20 protein-coding genes are annotated in these 19,731 nt (G+C 33.7%); 4 read left to right on the top strand and 16 right to left on the bottom strand.

Annotated features, from left to right (window positions below; all coding sequences use genetic code 11):
* Nucleotides 1–3 precede the first annotated feature (3 nt).
* The 5 genes from MHH88_RS12410 to MHH88_RS12430 form a co-directional block, all read right to left on the bottom strand.
* Nucleotides 4–2,634, bottom strand: a complete 2,631-nt coding sequence (locus MHH88_RS12410) for a helix-turn-helix domain-containing protein (RefSeq protein WP_025785301.1) — start codon at nt 2,632–2,634, stop codon at nt 4–6.
* Nucleotides 2,612–3,967, bottom strand: a complete 1,356-nt coding sequence (locus MHH88_RS12415; RefSeq protein WP_025785300.1) for a hypothetical protein — start codon at nt 3,965–3,967, stop codon at nt 2,612–2,614. Before MHH88_RS12415 ends, MHH88_RS12410 begins: the two co-directional genes overlap by 23 nt.
* 388 nt (nt 3,968–4,355) lie before the next feature.
* Entirely contained in the window at nt 4,356–5,264 is a 909-nt protein-coding gene (locus MHH88_RS12420) for an Mph(B) family macrolide 2'-phosphotransferase (protein ID WP_025785299.1), read from the bottom strand.
* Nucleotides 5,265–5,275: 11 nt separating this feature from the next.
* Complete coding sequence (locus MHH88_RS12425) at nt 5,276–6,139, bottom strand: alpha/beta hydrolase (RefSeq protein ID WP_025785298.1); 864 nt, start codon at nt 6,137–6,139, stop codon at nt 5,276–5,278.
* 43 nt (nt 6,140–6,182) lie between these two features.
* Complete coding sequence (locus MHH88_RS12430) at nt 6,183–6,791, bottom strand: TetR/AcrR family transcriptional regulator (protein WP_025785297.1); 609 nt, start codon at nt 6,789–6,791, stop codon at nt 6,183–6,185.
* Between the two features lie 503 nt (nt 6,792–7,294).
* On the opposite strand from MHH88_RS12430, the gene MHH88_RS12435 reads away from it, so the two are divergent.
* The gene (locus MHH88_RS12435; protein WP_025785296.1) at nt 7,295–8,041 is read left to right on the top strand and encodes an ABC transporter ATP-binding protein; all 747 of its coding nucleotides are present in this window, start codon (nt 7,295–7,297) and stop codon (nt 8,039–8,041) included.
* On the top strand, nt 8,038–9,345 hold the full coding sequence (locus tag MHH88_RS12440) for an FtsX-like permease family protein (protein ID WP_025785295.1): 1,308 nt from the start codon (nt 8,038–8,040) through the stop codon (nt 9,343–9,345). Before MHH88_RS12435 ends, MHH88_RS12440 begins: the two co-directional genes overlap by 4 nt.
* Before the next feature lie 30 nt (nt 9,346–9,375).
* Here MHH88_RS12440 and MHH88_RS12445 read toward each other — a convergent pair whose 3' ends face one another.
* The 4 genes from MHH88_RS12445 to MHH88_RS12460 all read right to left on the bottom strand — a co-directional run bounded on the left by MHH88_RS12445 (nt 9,376) and on the right by MHH88_RS12460 (nt 13,901).
* Nucleotides 9,376–10,305 carry a sensor histidine kinase gene (locus MHH88_RS12445; protein WP_339258429.1) on the bottom strand — a complete coding sequence of 310 codons (930 nt, stop codon included), beginning with the start codon at nt 10,303–10,305 and terminating at the stop codon, nt 9,376–9,378.
* Between the two features lie 59 nt (nt 10,306–10,364).
* On the bottom strand, nt 10,365–11,039 hold the full coding sequence (locus MHH88_RS12450) for a response regulator transcription factor (protein WP_101152101.1): 675 nt from the start codon (nt 11,037–11,039) through the stop codon (nt 10,365–10,367).
* A 403-nt stretch (nt 11,040–11,442) separates the two neighbouring features.
* Nucleotides 11,443–12,246 carry a lincosamide nucleotidyltransferase Lnu(G) gene (lnu(G), locus tag MHH88_RS12455; protein WP_025785293.1) on the bottom strand — a complete coding sequence of 268 codons (804 nt, stop codon included), beginning with the start codon at nt 12,244–12,246 and terminating at the stop codon, nt 11,443–11,445.
* 887 nt (nt 12,247–13,133) lie between these two features.
* Entirely contained in the window at nt 13,134–13,901 is a 768-nt protein-coding gene (locus MHH88_RS12460) for a DUF2935 domain-containing protein (RefSeq protein ID WP_339258431.1), read from the bottom strand.
* A gap of 231 nt (nt 13,902–14,132) precedes the next feature.
* Here MHH88_RS12460 and MHH88_RS12465 point away from each other — a divergent pair, with 231 nt between their 5' ends.
* On the top strand, nt 14,133–14,531 hold the full coding sequence (locus tag MHH88_RS12465; protein ID WP_339258433.1) for a glucosamine 6-phosphate synthetase: 399 nt from the start codon (nt 14,133–14,135) through the stop codon (nt 14,529–14,531).
* A 56-nt stretch (nt 14,532–14,587) separates the two neighbouring features.
* On the opposite strand, the gene MHH88_RS12470 is transcribed toward MHH88_RS12465, so the two are convergent.
* The gene (locus tag MHH88_RS12470; RefSeq protein ID WP_339258434.1) at nt 14,588–15,121 is read right to left on the bottom strand and encodes a GNAT family protein; all 534 of its coding nucleotides are present in this window, start codon (nt 15,119–15,121) and stop codon (nt 14,588–14,590) included.
* Nucleotides 15,122–15,245: 124 nt separating this feature from the next.
* Between MHH88_RS12470 and MHH88_RS12475 the strand changes: the two genes are divergently transcribed.
* Nucleotides 15,246–15,683, top strand: a complete 438-nt coding sequence (locus MHH88_RS12475; RefSeq protein WP_339258436.1) for a DUF5412 family protein — start codon at nt 15,246–15,248, stop codon at nt 15,681–15,683.
* A 162-nt stretch (nt 15,684–15,845) separates the two neighbouring features.
* Here MHH88_RS12475 and MHH88_RS12480 read toward each other — a convergent pair whose 3' ends face one another.
* From MHH88_RS12480 to MHH88_RS12505, 6 genes are all read right to left on the bottom strand, one after another.
* On the bottom strand, nt 15,846–16,355 hold the full coding sequence (locus MHH88_RS12480) for a hypothetical protein (RefSeq protein WP_339258438.1): 510 nt from the start codon (nt 16,353–16,355) through the stop codon (nt 15,846–15,848).
* Between the two features lie 114 nt (nt 16,356–16,469).
* Nucleotides 16,470–17,447: a WYL domain-containing protein gene (locus MHH88_RS12485; protein ID WP_081328032.1), complete on the bottom strand. Its 978-nt coding sequence runs from the start codon at nt 17,445–17,447 to the stop codon at nt 16,470–16,472.
* 228 nt (nt 17,448–17,675) lie between these two features.
* Entirely contained in the window at nt 17,676–17,993 is a 318-nt protein-coding gene (locus MHH88_RS12490) for a YbjQ family protein (protein WP_024360985.1), read from the bottom strand.
* Nucleotides 17,994–18,005: 12 nt separating this feature from the next.
* Nucleotides 18,006–18,488 (bottom strand): nucleoside 2-deoxyribosyltransferase, encoded by a 483-nt coding sequence (locus MHH88_RS12495; RefSeq protein WP_339258441.1) that lies wholly within the window; start codon nt 18,486–18,488, stop codon nt 18,006–18,008.
* A gap of 7 nt (nt 18,489–18,495) precedes the next feature.
* Complete coding sequence (locus MHH88_RS12500; RefSeq protein ID WP_069513233.1) at nt 18,496–18,930, bottom strand: GNAT family N-acetyltransferase; 435 nt, start codon at nt 18,928–18,930, stop codon at nt 18,496–18,498.
* 96 nt (nt 18,931–19,026) lie between these two features.
* Complete coding sequence (locus tag MHH88_RS12505) at nt 19,027–19,575, bottom strand: hypothetical protein (protein ID WP_069513232.1); 549 nt, start codon at nt 19,573–19,575, stop codon at nt 19,027–19,029.
* Between the last annotated feature and the right edge of the window lie 156 nt (nt 19,576–19,731).

Raw genomic sequence — 19,731 nt, forward strand, 5'->3', positions numbered from 1 at the left:
ACGTCACCCCCCTAGTATTCCTGAAGTTCTAAAACTCTTTAGTCCTTTTGTTGATAAATCTAGACCTAAGTTCTTTATTCGCTCGGTATTTCCTTCTACAAATCCATCTACAACCTCTCTGCCAAATCTACTTCTTGCTTGATCAACAACGTTATGCAGTAGAAAAAACTGGTTTGCAAGCTTCTGTTTTTCTCCGATGGTTGCACTATCAAACTCTTTTGCTATTTTTTCCATCATAAAGATATAATTGTCCATTATATTTTCTAGCGCATACACATTAATCATTGATGCTGCACAAGTATCACACGATGGTCTTTCACCGTATTCATTCTCATATTTACATTCAGCATAGATACATTGATGGTATCTCTGTTTTGAAGGAAGCGATCCTGTTAGGGATTGGTAAAAAAGGGCACGAAGTCCTTCCATATCAAACTCTGCGAGGTATTTTAATACATGCTCCCTTTCTGTTGTGATTCTGTTAATTAATCCTGCGGTCGCTTCAATTTTAAAAACATCACCGAATTGCTTATTTACCTCTAACATTCTTTCCGTTTCGATACTTTTGTTTGTTTCAGTGCCAAAAAGTATATTCGTTAAGGTTTGTGTTACAAATCCAAATTGATTTCTTTCAAACAATTCATCCACAAGATTCTTCACTTGTTCGTTAGATAGCTTAATATAATGGTTAATGGTTGTTTGATCTTGCAAGTGGCTTCTTGATACTTGTGATTCTTTTAACCCTTTCCCCATATGTCTAAGCACTGACCAGATTAGAGTGTTAAGAGTTCTATTCATCTTTCTGTTTTCAAATTTAAATCCATTAGTAAACTCTGAAAAGAAATCTTTATGTGGATTATATTTTTTCACTAAATGACCTGATAAATCTATTAAGGTAGAACTACTATCCAATGTTGCTCTTCTACGAAACTCACAAATACTTATCGCAGTTGCAAAAGCAACTTTGAGTGGCTCACCAATAGTAAATATTCCTTCAGCACTTACATCTGTTTTATTTATTTTTGTTACATACCTGCTAATTTGATAAATGATATTGTTTGCATCCTCCACCGAAGGATCATTTCTCTTTAACCACTCCAAGTTTTCAATTGAGGTAGTTGATAGATCAATTCTTGGAATTTGTGATAGTACGGTACTATGTCTCCAATTATTTGTTAATTGAACTAGAATATATAACCAGCAACTGTCGTATCGTTTATACTTTGTATAATTCATGCTTTGGATTAACTCAGTAACATCTTGTATTGCTTTCTCTTTATGAAATCCTACACGATTGGTATATTTGTATAGCTCATGATATTCCTCTAAAGAATAAATATCCGTGGCTACTTCCTTAATTCTTTTAAAGGTTCTTGGGTCATTTAATTCATCTACGCTATACGGTAAAGGTAATCCTTCCATAGTAAAAGTTTCAAGCATTTGTTTTAAGAAATAATAGAAATCCCCTTGATAACTTCTTCTAATATTAGGTGTATCGTTAAGAAATTTACTATTGATTTCTTTTCCAGAATAGGAGTATATTTCTTTATTAAAAGTAGTGAATATTATTTCCGTACATCTGGCAAATTGATTAGTTAGAAATGTAATTCTATTCTTATCAGACATCCTAGTCCTAAGAAGGTATTTTTCAACATACTGATACCATAATAATTTTGTGTTTTGCTGAGTTTTTGTAAATTTAATATTTAACACTTGCTCAACTTTGAAAAGAAAATCTTCAAAAGGATCTTCTATCGACATAGAATTCATATCCAAATAAAGCTTATAATCCGCCCATAGATTATCAATTTCGTTTTTTTCATAGAGTTTCATTTGAACACCAAAGTGTGAGATTAATAGCAGTGGGGGATCAACTTTTGTTACCTTTATTCGAACCTTATCTTCTCCGCCTTTTATATATTGCGCAAAAGCATTACTATATTTCGCTTGAATTTGCTTCGCTGTGTAATAATTGTTGCTATATTTTTCAATAAGCCTTGCTTGTTCAGAAAACAATTCGAATACGTGCTCTTTTTCAAAAAGCATTCTGTCTCCATATTTATCTGACACGAATAACAACTTTTCTTTAATTAACCTTTGAGTAGTCGCATAAGAACAATTTAATTTTTTCATAACCTCATCAAGTGACAAATAGTTGTGTTGATTTTTATATTTTTCGAAAGTATGAGTTCTCCACCCCCATTGTCCCTTGCCTGCCACTGTGTTTATTATCTCAGTTAGTTCTTGTGCTATTTCTATTGAAACAAAAACATCTAAATTTCCACCAAGTATAATTTCAGTTGGGTTTAGTTTTTTATAATATTTGTGAATTGTAGCGTCGCTAACAACTTTTTTTAGTTTTGCCTTGAGAGATGCCTTTGGTACATAATTTCTAAAAAAACGTTTTACATCTTCTTTCAAATATAAGTTTTTAATATTTTTATCATATTTTTCAACGTAATATTTTTCTCTGAATTCGACCTTTGAAATCTTACATTCAGCTGGTAATTTTGATATGGATTCTTCTAATTTGTAAATAAAATAGTAATTATTGGGCTTCTTATTAAACTTCTCTTCGGCTATCTCGTAGATTGTCATGTAATCGTTAAAGTTAATTTCTAAGTCCTGACCCAAATTCTTGAACCTCCTTCCACATTTTATTATTTATTGGCATATTTAAGTTTGCTATATTACTAGATTGATCTGGAGAGAGTAAGCCTAAAGCCTTTCGAATATTATAAGTGGCAGTTATAATATCAAAATATGACTCCATTGATTGAGTAGATCTATCACCTCGTAATACGGCCGTCTGTTTTTCATTAAATCCAGCATCTAAACACATGTTTGTAAATACTCCTCTCCCTATATGAGAGCGCCACTTTGTTTGAGAGAAGTCTAAATAATCCTGATATCTACCTTCTGTACCTAATAACATCCCTAAATAAGCATTCTTTAATTTTAAAAAGCGCTTATCATACGTGTCGGCAGACATTGAATTTCCTTCCGTATTATAAAACAATGCATTAGGCTGTTTAGGTCCTTTCACCTTTTTAAGTACCACTTCCATATGATTTTTATATAGATAATTTAAAATTGGATCAATAAGACATGATTGGTCTCTTGGATTTTTCACCTGCATTGTTGAAACATCCTCAAACCTATTAAATAAATCAAGTTGACGATCCCTGACAAGTATCACTAATCCTTCAACACCATAATCTTGCCCATTTTGCGACTTTAAAGCTGTTCTAGTCAGGTTTACGACTTCACCTTTACGTAACCCTCCAAAAATTTGTAAAGCCACTCCAAATGCTATATCAGGTACTTCATGCTTTGCTACGTAAAGTATCTCTCGAATATATTGCAAACGAATAAAGATTCTGTTCTCGTTAGATTCATGATTTTGAGGAACTAAATCTTTTCTTTTAATCTTCTCACGTAAAAGAGTTTCATCTGTCTTCTTGTAGGTAAAGTCTATTTTATAGACTTTTCTGATTTCTTTTCCTGTTCTTACTGAAACTAACTTGAATCTGGGCTTATGCTTTAATACTTTTTCATCCCATAAGTACTTATAAAACTTGGATAAAAAGTTCTCTTTCATTTCTAAAGTGCTATTCTTATTTGATTTTTCATCTACACAATATTGTAAATAAGCATTAGCATGACACTCTTGTAAGTCAACCAATCCTTTGATTGCAGTATAATTTAACGCTTCTTGATTCACTTTATCTAATACAAAGTTCAAGAAGGGAACAATAATTTGCGCCACAGTTAATTCAGTATTTACTGAACCCGAGTTTCTATGGTATTTCTTATACAAAAAATGGCTTATGGGATGAGGGAAAACTTCTTTTGTTTCTCTATCCTCTAGACCAATAATAAATGAAGGTGTACTTACAATTTCTCCACCTTGTTTTCTATTGTATTTTATCGCCTTCCAGACGAATCGATATTTTGCATTATACATTTTATCCCCTCCTCCAAACCTTTAAACCGAACGTTTATTCTTGTTTTTAGTTTGGACGATTTCTGTTTAAAAGTCAATCAAATTCGGGTTTAAAATAATATTTATTCAAAGAGAACTCACTTTTTAATTTAAACACAAAGAACCTGTTTTAAAAAAGGCTAATTTAAAACAGGTTCTCTCTTCACCAAATGCTATAGGATTTTTATAAAGCGATTAATCATTTCTTCCGCCTAAGATTAGATAATGATTAATTCTAACATCTAATTGAACTAATGCACCCTTTAGTTAAAGAGTAATCCTTCACAATCTCTCTTACTGCTATACAAGCGATTTTTACTTATGTGGAAACCGAATTATGTGGGAACGTGTCAACGAAGGCATCAACCACCTACGAACTTATCACTCCCAATGCTTCCTTTGCCATATGTTCATATTCCTCGATGCCTGACACTAATGCAAACTCAGCAATTGAAACTGGGTATGCTGCGTCAAGTTCAATAATATGCTCTTTCATCTTAGGCCAGTAATACCCACCAGCTTCTTTATAAGCAAGAATTAGGGCATCTAACCCTTCTTCACCAAAAGCTTTAAAGTTGAAAATAAAGTCATTCGAAATGTCTGTAACTTTAGCTTCAGTCCAGTCGATTAATCCGGTCACATTAGCATCTTTATCAATCATGGTATGTCCGGCATGTATATCTCCATGAATCAGACCAGTTTTCTTAGGCCACATATCGTCATCATTCACCCATGTTTGCCATCTGTTCCATAGATTCTCACCTACACCAAACTTTGCTCTTACCGCATCCATACGCTGCTTCATTGACATTCTTGCTTCTTCTGGTGTGTGTACTACTAAGTCAAGTTCCACGGCTTTATCACTCGGTATGCTATGAATCTCTGCTAACACTCTTCCAAGAGACTTGTGAAAAGATTCTGGAACATTGTTAATATCTATTTCCCAAACATAGTTCCCTATATTATGATCTATAGTTCCTGCTGGTACGCCATCTAGCTTCTTGTAAGCTATTAGCTCATCTGAGTAAATAATCCAATTTGGCGCCTGAAAAGATTTTCCATACTTATTAACCAAATCTAATGCTTGTTTTTCTACCTTTGTTCTAGGCATAACATCTTCCCGCCTAGGCAATCTAAGAACCCACTCCGTACCACTTTCATCTTGGGCAAATACAACTTGAAAATCCAGTCCGGATTCATTAAACTGTATTGTTTCTTCCTTTAAAATTAGATTATGTTTTTTAGCTATTTCCATAACTTGTTTCATTTCTTTACCCATTCAAATCACTCCTATCTAATTTTTAAAAATTTCGGTAATAAATTTGCTGCATGCTTTGATATAGAATTAATAATTTCATCCCAATCATTATAGTTAAGCTCATGTCCAGAACCATCTAAGGTAACTAATACAGCATTTGGTATAATCTTAGAGAGATGAACTCCATGCTCGTATGGAATAATAGGGTCTTCTATTCCGTGAATTACCAATGTAGGAGCGTTTATTTCAGCAGTTCTTGATAAATATGAACCCCATCCCCTTATAATTCCGTGATTATCCCTACTCTGTAAATTACTAGCCCTATCAAATTCTTCTTCATTCAGTCTTCTTATTTTTTCTTCATCAAATATATGTTTAGAGCCTATAAGAACTTTGCTTTTTTTAATAAAGCACTCTATCACTTCATCTTTGTTTTGCCAATTTTTGATTTTAAGCTCACCTAAAGCTTCTGTTACTTTACTATCCTTTTTAGGAAGGCTAGGGTCAAAATTTGATGTCATAACCAATGAAATAGTAAGCACCCTGCTTGGGTGTTTAAGAGCTACTATCTGCGTAATAATCCCTCCCATAGACATACCGACTATATGAGCCTTATCAACCTTATACGCATCTAGTACCTGAATTGCATCATCAGCCAAGTCCTCAAAAGTATACTCTGGATGGCCATACTCGTAAGTAATTGATTTACCTACATCCCTATTGTCATAGCGTATAACATGAAACCCTTGATCGCTTAATCTCTTACAAAACTCTTCCTCCCACCAAATCATTGATGTAGTAGCTCCCATAATTAACAAGATAGTTGGATTATTAATATCTCCAAAACTCTCAGTACAGATATGAACATCATTAAAACGAATTATTTTTTCTGTCATGAATTATCACCTTTTTTAGTACTTTCATCTGATTAATACTTACCTAGACCAAATAAGACCGAGTAATTCGATCAGCAACAGCTTCGAATAATAACTCCCTAATCATTTCATAATTGTATTCCAGTAAATCTCCCTTTTGTGAGCCTATTAATAAAGCTGCTCTTAAAACGCCAGCAATTACGCTTGGTTCTTCGTCGATAATCTCCTTAGAATCTTGACGTGACCTGATAAAGTCCATAAGAGGGGTGATACTTCTAAGATTCTCTGATCCAACATACTCTGGATTTAGCTTTCTTGATACAAGCTTGTACTCCTCGAGATCGTAAATCAGCCTTTGAGTTAAAATCTTATTTTCTAGCTCCAAAGCCATCTCATCTAAGTATATTTTTATAGCTGAACGTATATCCTCAGCAGCTAAAACCTTTGGCCAAACCTGATTTTCAATTTGCTCTCCCTCATGTGATAACAACTCCATATATAGCATTTCTTTTGATTGGAAAAATACATAAAAAGTACTCTTCGCAATGCCAACAGACGAAGTTATATCCTCAAGGGAAGTACTCTTAAAACCCTTTTCAACGAAAAAACGATATGCCACTTCAAATAATTCTTTTTTAATCCTTTCTTTTTCTAATTGTGTGAATTTAGCCATAGTCCTAAACCTTCTCTTATAAAAACATAAAAACAAGTTTTTCATTTGTTTTTATGTTAGCATAATGTGCATTAAGAAATCAAGGCATACTTAATTTGATTATTCTCATACAGTAAAGTAATGGAATAATATTTTCAGTAAGCTTCATCAACTAAACTGCCCCTATAGCGAAATGGTGCTCTCCTTTATTCAAGATAAGCACCTGTTACTTCAATAACCCCCCTTCGTTATTTATATTAACTCCAAAAAGTCAGTCGTGACCAATAAAAGATAATAATATAAATCATGGTTGTAAAAATAAAATCATATCCACAGTCCTCTCATGATGGTTATAACATATTTTAATAAGATAACGATTATTTTAGTAATTCTAATCTTCCAACCGAGAGTTCTACTATGCAATTTTTTATTTGTGACAGATTTGTCATGTTGCATTATATTACATCGATGGTTGGTAATCCTATTCAGAGGTATAGTATTGACATTGAAAGGGGACTAAGCAAATGAATACAATTATTCAAACGAAAAACTTATCTAAATCATACGGAAAGACTCAGGTCTTAAAAAATATAGATTTAGCTGTTGAAGAAGGTGAGTTTACCGCAATTATGGGTCCATCTGGATCAGGAAAAACAACATTAATGAATACATTATCCACGATTGACACATTTAATGGCGGGAACATTTGGATTGAAGGGACCTCGCTATTGGAAGTAAAAAAGAAATCATTACGTGAATTTCGTCAAAAGCGGATGGGGTTTATTTTTCAAGACTATAACCTACTAGATACGTTGACAGTAAAGGAAAATATTCTTTTGCCACTCTCATTACAAAAGACACATGTTGAGGAAATGGAGAAACGACTATCCAATATCATTCAACCGCTAAACATTGAATCGATCTTAAATCATTATCCATCTGAAATATCTGGCAGGCAGAAACAGCGTACTGCTTCGGCACGTGCTATTATTACTAACCCAGCGATTGTCTTTGCTGATGAACCTACAGGTGCACTTGACTCTCGCTCTGCAACACAGCTACTGGAACAAATTGAATCACTTAATCAAACATTTAAAACAACGATAATGATGATTACACATGACCCCTATGCTGCAAGTTACTGCCAACGTGTCATTTTTCTACGAGACGGTAAGATTGTAAATGAGCTGTTCAAAGGAGAACAAACCCAAAAGGAATTTTTTGATCGCATCCTCACCTTTCAGAGCACTCTAGGGGGAAATCGCAGATGAAATTATTGGATTTATCGTGGCGCAATGTCAGACGGAATTTTAGAATTTACTCCATCTATCTTATTTCGATGATTATTGGAGTAGTTATTCAATATACTTTTTCATCTTTAATCTTTAATGAGGATGTTTTAGCTGCATTAGAAAATGAAGAAAATTTTCAGGTAGGGCTTATAGCAGCATCCATTGTGGTGTTTTTATTTATTATTTTTTTCATACTCTACGCTAATACATTTTTTATGAACCAACGTAAAAAGGAATTTGATTACGCTGTTCAACTCGATGGGAGTACTAAAAATTTCCCAAATGATATTGCTTTCGAATCTCAGGATGAACATATTCAGCATCAAATTGAAACATTGATTCATGAATCAAACCACCCAGTTATCACTCATGAAACGATTGAAGGGATCTTAGTAAATCCCGTTACAAACAGAGATGTTGCCTTTGAACAATCGGATTATCTCACAGAAGATATCCTTTTATTTTCAGAGACCCAATTTAACGATATAGTTGCCTTACGCGGTGATGACCAGGAAGTTAACCTGCATGGCCAAGAGGCTATTGTTCTTTCAAAAATAGATACACCCAAACAGTTCACACAGGATGATCAATCAGAATTCACAGTAAAAGTAGGAGATGAGTCTACTTTTCACCTTATAGAAAGAAAAGACTATGCACTACTTGGCCCTGCCAGTAATTTGAGTAACACCAATGTTTTTCTTCATCTTGCTATATTCATTATCTCGGATGAAGCGTATGCCACTATACAAAATAGTCAGAATACCCAAATGTATGAACTATACCAAATTGAAAATGCTAAAGATGCGTCAGCTTTATCAGCACAAATACAAGCGATTGTTTCGCAATCACCTGATATCTATTATTCAGCTTTTGCGGACGGCTATGCTATTCAAGCTGAATCTTCAGCATTATTACTGTTTACAGCAGCTTTTCTTGCCGTCATCGCTGTATTTGCTTTAGGAAGCATTATATATTTCAAACAATTACGTGAAGCAACAGACGAACAAAAACAATATGCTATCCTGCGTAAAATTGGTGTTAGTAACACTGAAATGAAAAAAGTCATCCGTAAGAAACTGCTTTTTGTCTTCTTGCCTCCACTTATACTGGGAATGCTGCATAGCTTGTTTATTATGAATTACTCTATATTCGAGGAAGTGAGAGACTTCCCACAGCTCACTTCTATCATGTGGGCAATACTAATTATTTATTTTGTTATCTATTTCTTGTTTTACGTGTCGTCAACCAATCTTTACTATAAGATTGTTAATCAACAAAAGTGATAAAAATAAAGCAATGACTGATATTATTAGTCATTGCTTTTCCTTATTCATAAACAAAAAAGGATCATCATCTTTTGGAAAATGGATAATATATTCTGTGTAGGAACTAACTTCAGATGTACAAGTAATATAGTGACCAAGTTTATTGGATAATTGTTGTGCTAAATATAGGCCCATCCCTGTTGATTTAGAGTATGTTCGCCCCGTTTCACCTGTAAATCCTCGGTTAAATATTCTTGGTAGCTCTTGTGGTGTAATTCCGATCCCATTATCTCGGATGATGAGTTGTTTTTCTTGTGGGGTTTCATTGGTACCAATCAAAATTTCTCCACTGTTGTCCGTATACTTCAAGCTATTGGTTAAAAGTTGATTTACTATAAATTTCAACCATTTAGAATCACTTTGTACGCTCATCGATTCAGAGGGCAAGAGGATTCGAACTTTTTTAGAAATAAAAGTTTTGGAATGGTCTCTCACCGTATCTTTCACAATGCCAATCATATCGCAACTCCCTATACTATAATCTTGATTAAAACTATCTAATTTAGCATAATAAAGAGCTTGATCAACATAATTTTCAATTTTCTCGATTTCTTCCCTTAAACTATTCGCATCTATATCCGTTTGTTGGATTAAATGGAGGACAGCAATTGGCGTTTTGATTTCATGAAACCAAGAAACAATAAAATCATAATGTTCTTTTTGTTTCTCTTGAACAGCATTCATTTCTCGTATATGCTCTTTTCTCATCTCATCCATTAATTGTTGCATCTGCTCAGCTTCTAGAGATAATCTGTCAAATGCCTCATGATCAATATTGTGGATTGCTCGTACATTTTGTTGATAGCGAAATACTAAAAATCCAATCAATACAATCGTGCATAAAGCAAAGGCATATAAAAAGGTTCCCCAAGTGAAATTTATATTAACATCAAGGAAAAACACAGTAGCCATGAGCATGAAACCTATTAAATAGACGCATATATAAGACTTTTCATACCGTAAAAACCGAAAAAAAGTCATTCGATAATATACCCCATTCCTTTACGGGTAACTATAAAATCATTCAACCCAAGACTAGCAACCTTTCGACGTAAACGATTCACATTTACTGTCAGTGTGTTATCATCAACAAATTGCTCTTCATTCCACAATGCCTGCATTAAGTCATCTCGTGATACGATTTTCCCAATCTTGCGCATCATTAATTGTAAAATAATAAATTCATTGCGAGATAGCTCTGCGCTCTGTCCCTTATATTCAGCCACCGAATTGCTTATATTTAATTTCAAACCCCGATGGATAAGTTGTACAGATTCTTCATCTCGATAGGAATAATTTCTACGTAAAAGTGCTTTTACTTTGGCAACAAGTATATCTAAATCAAACGGTTTTTGCACAAAGTCATCCCCGCCCATATTAATAGCCATAATAATATCCATGTTTTCGTTTCTAGAAGAAAGAAATATAATAGGGACTTTGGAAACTGAACGAATCTGCTGACACCAATAAAAACCATCCAATGTCGGTAAATTGATATCCAATAATACTAAGTGTGGCTGGACCTGTTCAAACTCCGTTAACACTTGGTCAAAATTTGTAACCTCAATCACATCATACTTCCATTTGTGAAGCACATCGGAAACGATTCTTCTAATTTTTTCATCATCTTCTACCATCATAATTTTATACATGAAATCACCCATCAGTGCTTTAAATTATAGCATGCCACTTTATAACTGTATCCATTTATATTCTTTAGAATTTATGTACCTTTTCAAAAGTATATCATAATTAAAATAGCGTTACATAAAAGTCGTTTTTATTTAAAGTTTACCATATGTAAATTCCATAGTATTCATCAAGGTAAAGAATATGAAACACTAAAAGAACTTGCTTAACAAAATCCCTGCCTTACGACTAACCCCTTTACTACTATGCTCTTATATTCTAATTGGAATCCAAGTATATCTATATAAAACCATTTCGACTTCTCAATGTACTTAACTGAAAACTCTGGAATTAAAGAGTTGAATTTTATTCTCTCACTCACCTTCCTTTTTGTATTAAGCACCCGATAGCACAATAAGTTTTTTTCTATTCATTCATATAATGTAACAGTTTTTCGAAAAAATCATTGCTAACGGTTAACTGATACTGTTTTTCAACAAGATTTCGAAATTCCATAACGAGAAGCAAAGAGTTCTTATAGGCTTCATATAGTTCTAATTCATTTAATCGGGCAGTAGTCTTTTTAAACTTTTCATAGTTTTCAGGACTAATTTCTTTTTCAAGATTCTTTGTCATATTAAACCAATTATCGGCATTTTCTTCCGCAATTCGAATGAGTTGCAGTATATTTTTTTGTAATTGAGATAAAATTTCCAGTGAACGTGCATATTCCCCTCTTTTAAGAACATTAATCCCCATTAACCATAGGTTGGAAAAATTATTCAATAAAAAATTTACGTTTTCTTCTGTAAGTCTATTTGGTCCCGAACCTTCCAACCCTGATAAATACAATTCTAATTGTCCTGTTTCATCATAAATAAACATTGCTTTTGTGTCAGGAATGTAGCCTGATTCTTTGAATGAAGGAATAATATTCATTTCGCTTTCGGAAAGGAAATGAAATTCACCACGTATTAGATTTTCAAAAATTACTACTTCCGTACCGTACTCATTTTGATAGAGTAAATGGTAGGAAGCGACTTCATTTAGCCATTTTGCTGAATCAAAGGTGGAAATTGTATCATCTTTCAGAAAAACATAATATTCTATATCAGAGTATTGATCTCCCTCTCCTTTTGTAAAAGACCCATACATCATACAAGCAGATATTCGTTCATCTGACTGGACAAGTTCCTTAACCCTTGCCATTAGTTCTTTTTGTTTTAACAATTCGATTCCTTCTTTCTTTATTTTGATTCTGGGAGAATAATAAAAAATCCTCCCATATAATGTTGGAAGGATTAGTCATGTCACTCTTTACGATACTCAAATAAAACTAAGTAGCCTTTTTAGCTATTCAGTCTTACATTTATTTAGTATATGAAAAAATGGGCAAACTAATCCTAAGTTTTTAAACTGAAATATACTATTTCAATTGTTAAAAATTAGATTAGTTCTTCATTGTCCACCCATCTCTCCTTTCGATTAATAGTATATTAACACTTCATAGTTCAAAGTACAAGTTGTTGTGAAGAAATACACTTAAACTATCCTGCCCGTTTAGCTTAAGTACATTTTTTCACAAACCCAAGAAAAATCTTTAACTTTATACCTATTATTCCTTTTTTATTCGACTTTTCCTTTCATATAGTCGAACATTTATATGTCCTATTCCTTCTTGGCAAACAAGGTGTTAGAATGTTTTTTCAAGTCAAGAACCTACTTTGAACAATATTATCCATATAATAAAATAGCAATTTTTCCCATGAAATAATCACATCTTCTTTTAAATATTTTAGTAGTTTGTTAGCTAAAAATGGAAAACTCAACTAATGGATTAGTTGAGTTAATTGTGAAATACCTACTACTATTTTACTGTAAACGATGTAAAATAGCACTTCCTAATGTCTTTATACTAAAACGACATCGTATTTCGAATGAATGTAATTTGGATGACAAATAAAAAAGAGAAGTTGCCCATTCTCAACACTTTTTTATAGTTAAGTTATACGATTTTTTATAGAAATAGAAAAACAATAATTGTAGTTTGTTGGTTTCAAGATTGGGGAAATTGTTCATCATTATTTAATGAATGTTAGCTCTTATCATCTTTTAATTTATCCTTCTCCTATAGATTGCGCTAGTTTAGCTAAATAATACTGTTCCTCTCTCCACATATGGTCCGCCATAAGTGCTGTAAATGTCCCTAGTACTTCAGCGCTTAGCTCCATTTCCTCTAACTCCCGTAAAAATGTCTTAAACAATTTCATTTCGATTTCTACATCTTTATTAAAGCGTGTTAAAGCAGGAAATGTGCTTACATTAGAACGCAAATATCCCGTTAACTCGACTGCCTTTAAATAAAATTGTTCAAAATGATGGGTAAAAGTTTCGCTCTTTTGTTTCAACCTTTTTTCTACCCCATCTAATTCATCATTGATTGTACCAGCATGTCCTGATGCATCTAAAAGCCAAAGTAAATGATGATGTAGTTCATGAAAAATTGGAGGGATTTCACCTTTTTGTAAATAGCCGAGGACATGTTGATACTCCTCTAATTCACTGACCATATGATTAATAAATGTGGGCGCTAAATGAATACCAATCTTGCCTACCAACTGTCTTCGAAGAATGTGAAATTTAAACTGTTTGAATTGTTCAACTACCTCAGCAACACTAAGTGAAAACGATATTGCTACTTCTGCAGCTTTCATGGATTTGGCAAAGGCGAGTAACTGAGAAAATTGTTCCATAAATGAATGCGCTTTTTGGATATCCTCTGTTTCTGAAGGATACAATGAATCATGAATAAAATTACTGTGATCTTTCAAGATTTCTAGCCAAAAACTATGTTCAAACACGGCATGTTGTACATAATTTGACAAGCATTTCATCCCCTTTCTGTTTTGCGTTCTTCCATTCTATTCTCCCTTATTATCTATTATTAATTTTCTATACAAACTAACGGCTTAGAAGAGAAAATAGAATCATTATTCTTTTAGTCACTACCCGCTTTAATAAGTAACAAGAAAAAAGTTTAAGCTAGAAAATATTATATTGAGCTAGCAAATAATAGGCTCAGGATGATAAAATATGGTTATAAAGGGGGATGGGAAATGGGGAAATTAAGTAAGCGTAATATTTTATGGATTATACCAATCGGCATAATAGGCGTGTTTTGGTATTTTTATGGTCCGCAAGAAGACATCACGGATAATGAATATATTACATATGTCAAAAACTATTCAATCGAAAATAGTAACCAATCACTCGAAACAGCTTTTGCTTCAGCTTGCGAAAATCCATATTGGGTTTATTTTGAGACACAAAAGGGACAAGATGTAGTGGAATTTAAAGGTGATTGTCCTATCAACAACAAAAAGGCTAAAGTCAATGTACAATTTTTAGTCGATGCCAACATGACAACTGTGAAGTATGGCGCCATGTTAGTCGATAGTAAAATGCAAGAAGAAACAGATCGAGACAGCTTTCTACTGTCGTTAACAAAAGATTAAATCATATTCATCCAGCGAGCCCAAACGCACTGAAAGGTGAATTTGGGCTCATGGCTTTATGGCTTATCATTAAAAATAGCATATACATTTGTATCATGTGCTTTCCCTTGTTGATACATATATTCCTTTAAAACGCCTTCTTTGTGAAAACCTAAATGAGCTAGTAACTGATTGGATGCTACATTCTCAATAAAGACAATTGCCCCAATCCGGTTTAGTTCCATCTTTTCAAACCCAAAGGACACAATTTCAGCTACCGCCTCTTTTGTATAGCCCTTTCGCCAGAAGTCGGGATGCAACTCATAGCCAATTTCAGCCCGTTTATGTTTAGGTGACCATGCGTTAAAGCCGATGGTTCCGATAATGCCTTTTGCTTCTTTCCGCTCTATCCCCCATCGAATACCTCTTTTTTCCTTATAATTTTTAGAAAAAGTTTCGATTAGTTTTTCTGCTTGTTCGATTGTTGCAAAGGGTTCTAGTCCATAATACTGGGTAACAAGGTGATTGGAAAAACAGCGAAAAAGGTCTGTTGCATCTTCATCCATTATTTCTCTTAATATTAAACGTTCAGTCTCTACAATAGGAAACATCTTATTCCTCCCTTATTATATTTACAATTCTCCAAAATTGGCAAAAACCCTTTTAAAAGAGAACTACCATTCTAGGAACTTTCACTGAAAAGTTTCGTAGTATTTACAGGAGGTATGGAAGAATATGAAAAAAATTAGTTTATATTTGTTGATGCCACTATTACTATTTTGCCTTTATGTTGTTTATCACCATTTTACTTATACTTTTTCCTATACAGGCGATACAAAAGATGGTCGCCCTATTCCTTCACCAAATGGTGACTATTCAGCACAAGTTTATTATGATAATTATGGCGGCGCTATAGGAGGAGTCAAGATGATTGTCAATATTATACATCATCAAAAACATGATGAAGAACAAACAATTTATTTTAGTGATGCCAAAGGCAGTGTGAATGTAAACTGGACTGCAGATGATGTACTATCGATTACAAACTATAACGAATACGCTAATCGCAATACTGAATTAGTCGTAGGTAAAGAAATTTACGATGAGCAAGGAACTGCTTGTAGTGCCTATCACATAAAAAAAGCTTTTAATTGTAAGGATAAAGACTCCTAATGTCGTAGAAAAAACAAAAAACAGCATACTAGATGCACTCCTAGTATGCTCAACTTGTCGATAAAAGACATCCAACAATGCCATTTATCATGCTTATAATACTTCTTTACCAACGAATATTTGCGATAAAGCATGCCCCGAGTAAGGAGGATGCCTTGTGTTTTACTTAAAATAATAGTTTACTGCTTCATCAGCGGAATGAAAAATATCATTTTGATTATTTTTATAAATAAGCTTTGCGGCTTTACAAGCATCTTGAAAATTTTTTGCTTGATTTAGTTTTTCGTTTACTTGCTCTATAACCGTTGAAAAACCATCTAGGTTATATGTAATGATTTGTTCGAACTGTTGATATTCAATGTCTAACATAATAGATAACTGATCTTGCACATAATTATTTAAATTAATAAAAATACATTCCTCAATATCTTTTGAATGCTTATCGATATTAATAAATGCCTCTTTATACTCTGCAATTAATTTTGACGATGACAAGGTCACCTTAAAACCTTGCTGTTCTAAATGCGTTTTACAACATGTATAAAATCGATCTACTTCTTCAGAAATTTTAGGTGTAACCGTTGTTTTTTTTAATTCATCGCATTGTTGATAAATTGCATCAATTTCCTTCTGTTTTTCAACCAATAATTTAAAATTTGAAAGTGAGTACATTTTAAATCCCCCCTCCATTTTATAGTCGGCAAGAGGGAGGGAATTTAGTCATCTTTTCATGCATTCTTATTACTTTTTTTAATGTGGCTAAAAAATGAAGTATACTTTCCTCGTCTACATATAAAGATAATTTTGTTGCATGGATTGAATTGTTTCAATCATTTCTTCTCTCAGCTCCAATGGCTCCAGCACCTCAATATTCGCCCCTTGACTAAGTAGCCACATTTTAATACCACGACCAAAAACTTCCGCTTCAAACATGCATTGTCCATCTTTATTGGACAAAATTTTAGCTGTCGGTAAACGATCTAAGACCGCCTGTGGCGAACGCCCCTTAAATAGAAATTTAATATGCATCAGCTCACCTGCATCCATAAACTGAATGCGTTTACGAAATTCACCTTCTTGAAAACGTTCGGAGTAGGGGATTTGAAATTTCTTATCTAACTCTAGAAAATGCTGGATACGATCAATACGATAGACAATCGGTAGGTCCTTCTCTTGCTTACTATCATAAGCTATTAAATAGAAATAGTATTCGGAGAAAATAACACCAAGAGGTTTTAATATCTTTTGTGAAGGAATTGTCTCACTCTCTCGTAAATAATCAATTTTAATTATTTTTTTCTTTTGAATCGCCTCTGAAATTACCCATATTAAATGTAAAAGAGATTTTTTATGATTTAAGTCAACGTATAAATGCTTCTCATTTAAAATGATATTATGAATAAACTCTTGTTTATCTGCTGCAACGATTGAAATAAGTTTATCGATAATGTCGCTCATTTCTGATTTTAAAAGCGCTCTTGATTCAATGAGTATTTTAACAATCGCTAGCACTTGTTCTTTGGATAAAACGTTTTTTCCAGTATTCGTTAGCTTATACACTTTTTCTGTTCGCACATACTCTAAATGACAGTCTAATTTAGCTTTTTCAATATACGCTCGAATTTGATCTAAATCTCGTTGTATGGTTTTTTCACCAACTTGATGTGTAAATGCTTCTTGCTTTTTGCTAATTCCTTGACCATCCATCAATCTGTCGAACATTGAAATGACACGATAGCCTTTATTTTGTTGTGAATCCACCATATATCCCACTCTTTCTACATAGTTACCCTCTTATTATACAAAACGAGATGGACATCATTAGTCCTTATAACTACGAATTTTCTATATAATTGGGATAATTAGTGCAATACTAATTATATTAGATTCCATTCTTCACAGACGGACATACCGCTTTTTTGTAAGTATTATCAAGTAATTTTGCATTTTAAAGGACTTCAATCCGAGTAGGTTGAAGTCCTCTTATAGTAGTTAACTTTTTAATTTTACAGCTGTACCATAAACTAAAACCTCTGACGTTCCGTCCATAACAGATGATGTGGAAAATCGAACAGCTACAATCGCATCAGCTCCTAAAAGCTGCGCTTCTTCTTCCATAGCTCGTGTAGCAATTTCTCTGGAACGCACGAGCATTTCTGCATATTCTTTCATTTCACCGCCGACAATATTGCGAAGCCCCGCCATCATATCGCGGCCAATATTTCTCGATTGGACCGAATTGCCTTTAACTAAACCTAATGTTTCTTCAATCTCTTTTCCTGCAACAACATCCGTTGTTGTTAAAAGCATTGCCATTCCTCCTTATTGTTGAAGTTCCTGAACCGCTAATACAGCACCGTCAATAGAAGTCGTAATGACACCGTTGCGCTTGATTAAACCGATAACAAATAAATTACGGTAAACAAATTGATTTTCAATGCCATCACGTATAAGCGCTTCTATTTTCATCATATTTTCTCGCCCTTGTTGACGGACGTCTGTAAATACCCCAACGATTGGGCGGTTCAGCATTGAAAATGCACCAATTTCAGCCGCTACGCCAGAATCAATTTCTACACCATCTAACACAGCTACTAATACATCACTCATTTGTAGCATTGCTAAATCCGCTTCTGCAATGGCTAAACTATCCGCATAGGATGACTTATCATTAATCGCATCGTTCTCCTGTGGCACATATAATTCAATATCTGGTATCGCTTGTCGAATTGCCTTTGCTAATCGTTCATTTACTAAGCGATCTCCTAAAGAAAATAACCCATTCGCTAAATATGCTTTCATCATACATTCCTCAATTCAATAATTTTTCAAATACTATTTTATGTCGACCTTTATCATCAATAAAAGTCGATACAATATCAAAACCATGGTGAATATTCGTGATAAGCATAGTTTTGCGCTTATTTCTACCGTATGTACGAACTTTACTAAAGCCAAGTTCTAGCACCTTTTCATGTTGCTGTCGCATCAATTGACTCGCAATGCCTTGACCTCGCATCTTTTCGTGAACACCGCCCAACCAACTATAAAAAACGCCATCAGAATGTGGATAACCTAATTTAAAACCTACTATCTCCTCTTTCTCCACGGCAAATAAACAAAGCAGGTCTTTTTTACTTTCAAGTTTTTCTAGGGTAAGTTGTGCACCTTCAAATACATGTGCATGAATTTCTTGTAACTGTTTTACCCAATGATAAGGTACACCTTCAACTACAATGATTTGCACCTTTATCACCCGCCCTCTTTTTACTCAATCATTATATCAAAAAAATGTATTGCATGTATTCAATAGGGGCATACAACATCATTAAATAAAGTGATTTTAACCATACAGCATTGCAGGTTGTCGTACATCTTGTAAATAATCTGCTAGTTTACCAGCAAAAACCTCTTCTAAATAAGGTAACTGTGCAATACAGTCGGGGGTCATTAACGCTGGATTTTGATAAATCTTCAGACCACCGATTTTTAAAAGGGTTGCCACAAACTGCGAACAAAAATAAGCGCGTTCTCTGCGTACTTCCTTTTGCATCATCACACCAAAAAGCCCAATAAAATTATATTTGTAGCGATCTCGATTGCAATACATATAGTGTACAATTTTTTCCATCTCTAGATACTGATAATACGAAACACGACAACGGTAAATCACACAATCCGCACATTCAAAAAGACCCGCTTCAGCATTTTCCCTTAAAAAACCGCCACTTAGAGGATTATTGAGCTGTCTTCTTCCAAAGCTGTACATATCAAAAAGTTCCTGGTCAAAGGCGATGGAAGCATGGTTCATCTCTTTTCCCGTATACATCCCTATTGCTTTCGATAATAAGGTCCCTGTTTTTGTCAATACTATGTAAATGGTATATACCATTTCGTCACCTACTTCAATATTGTTCTATTAATACCAATACGTTTTAATTCTTCAAATGGTTTCGTAATTTCCTTATTTTTATAGTATAGAAAATAAATCTTAATTTTTACTTAAGCTGAAACTTAAGATTTCCTTAATTTTTAATAAGATGTAGTT

The sequence above is a fragment of the Lysinibacillus sp. FSL K6-3209 genome, assembly GCF_037976175.1.
Lineage (GTDB): Bacteria > Bacillota > Bacilli > Bacillales_A > Planococcaceae > Lysinibacillus > Lysinibacillus sphaericus_D.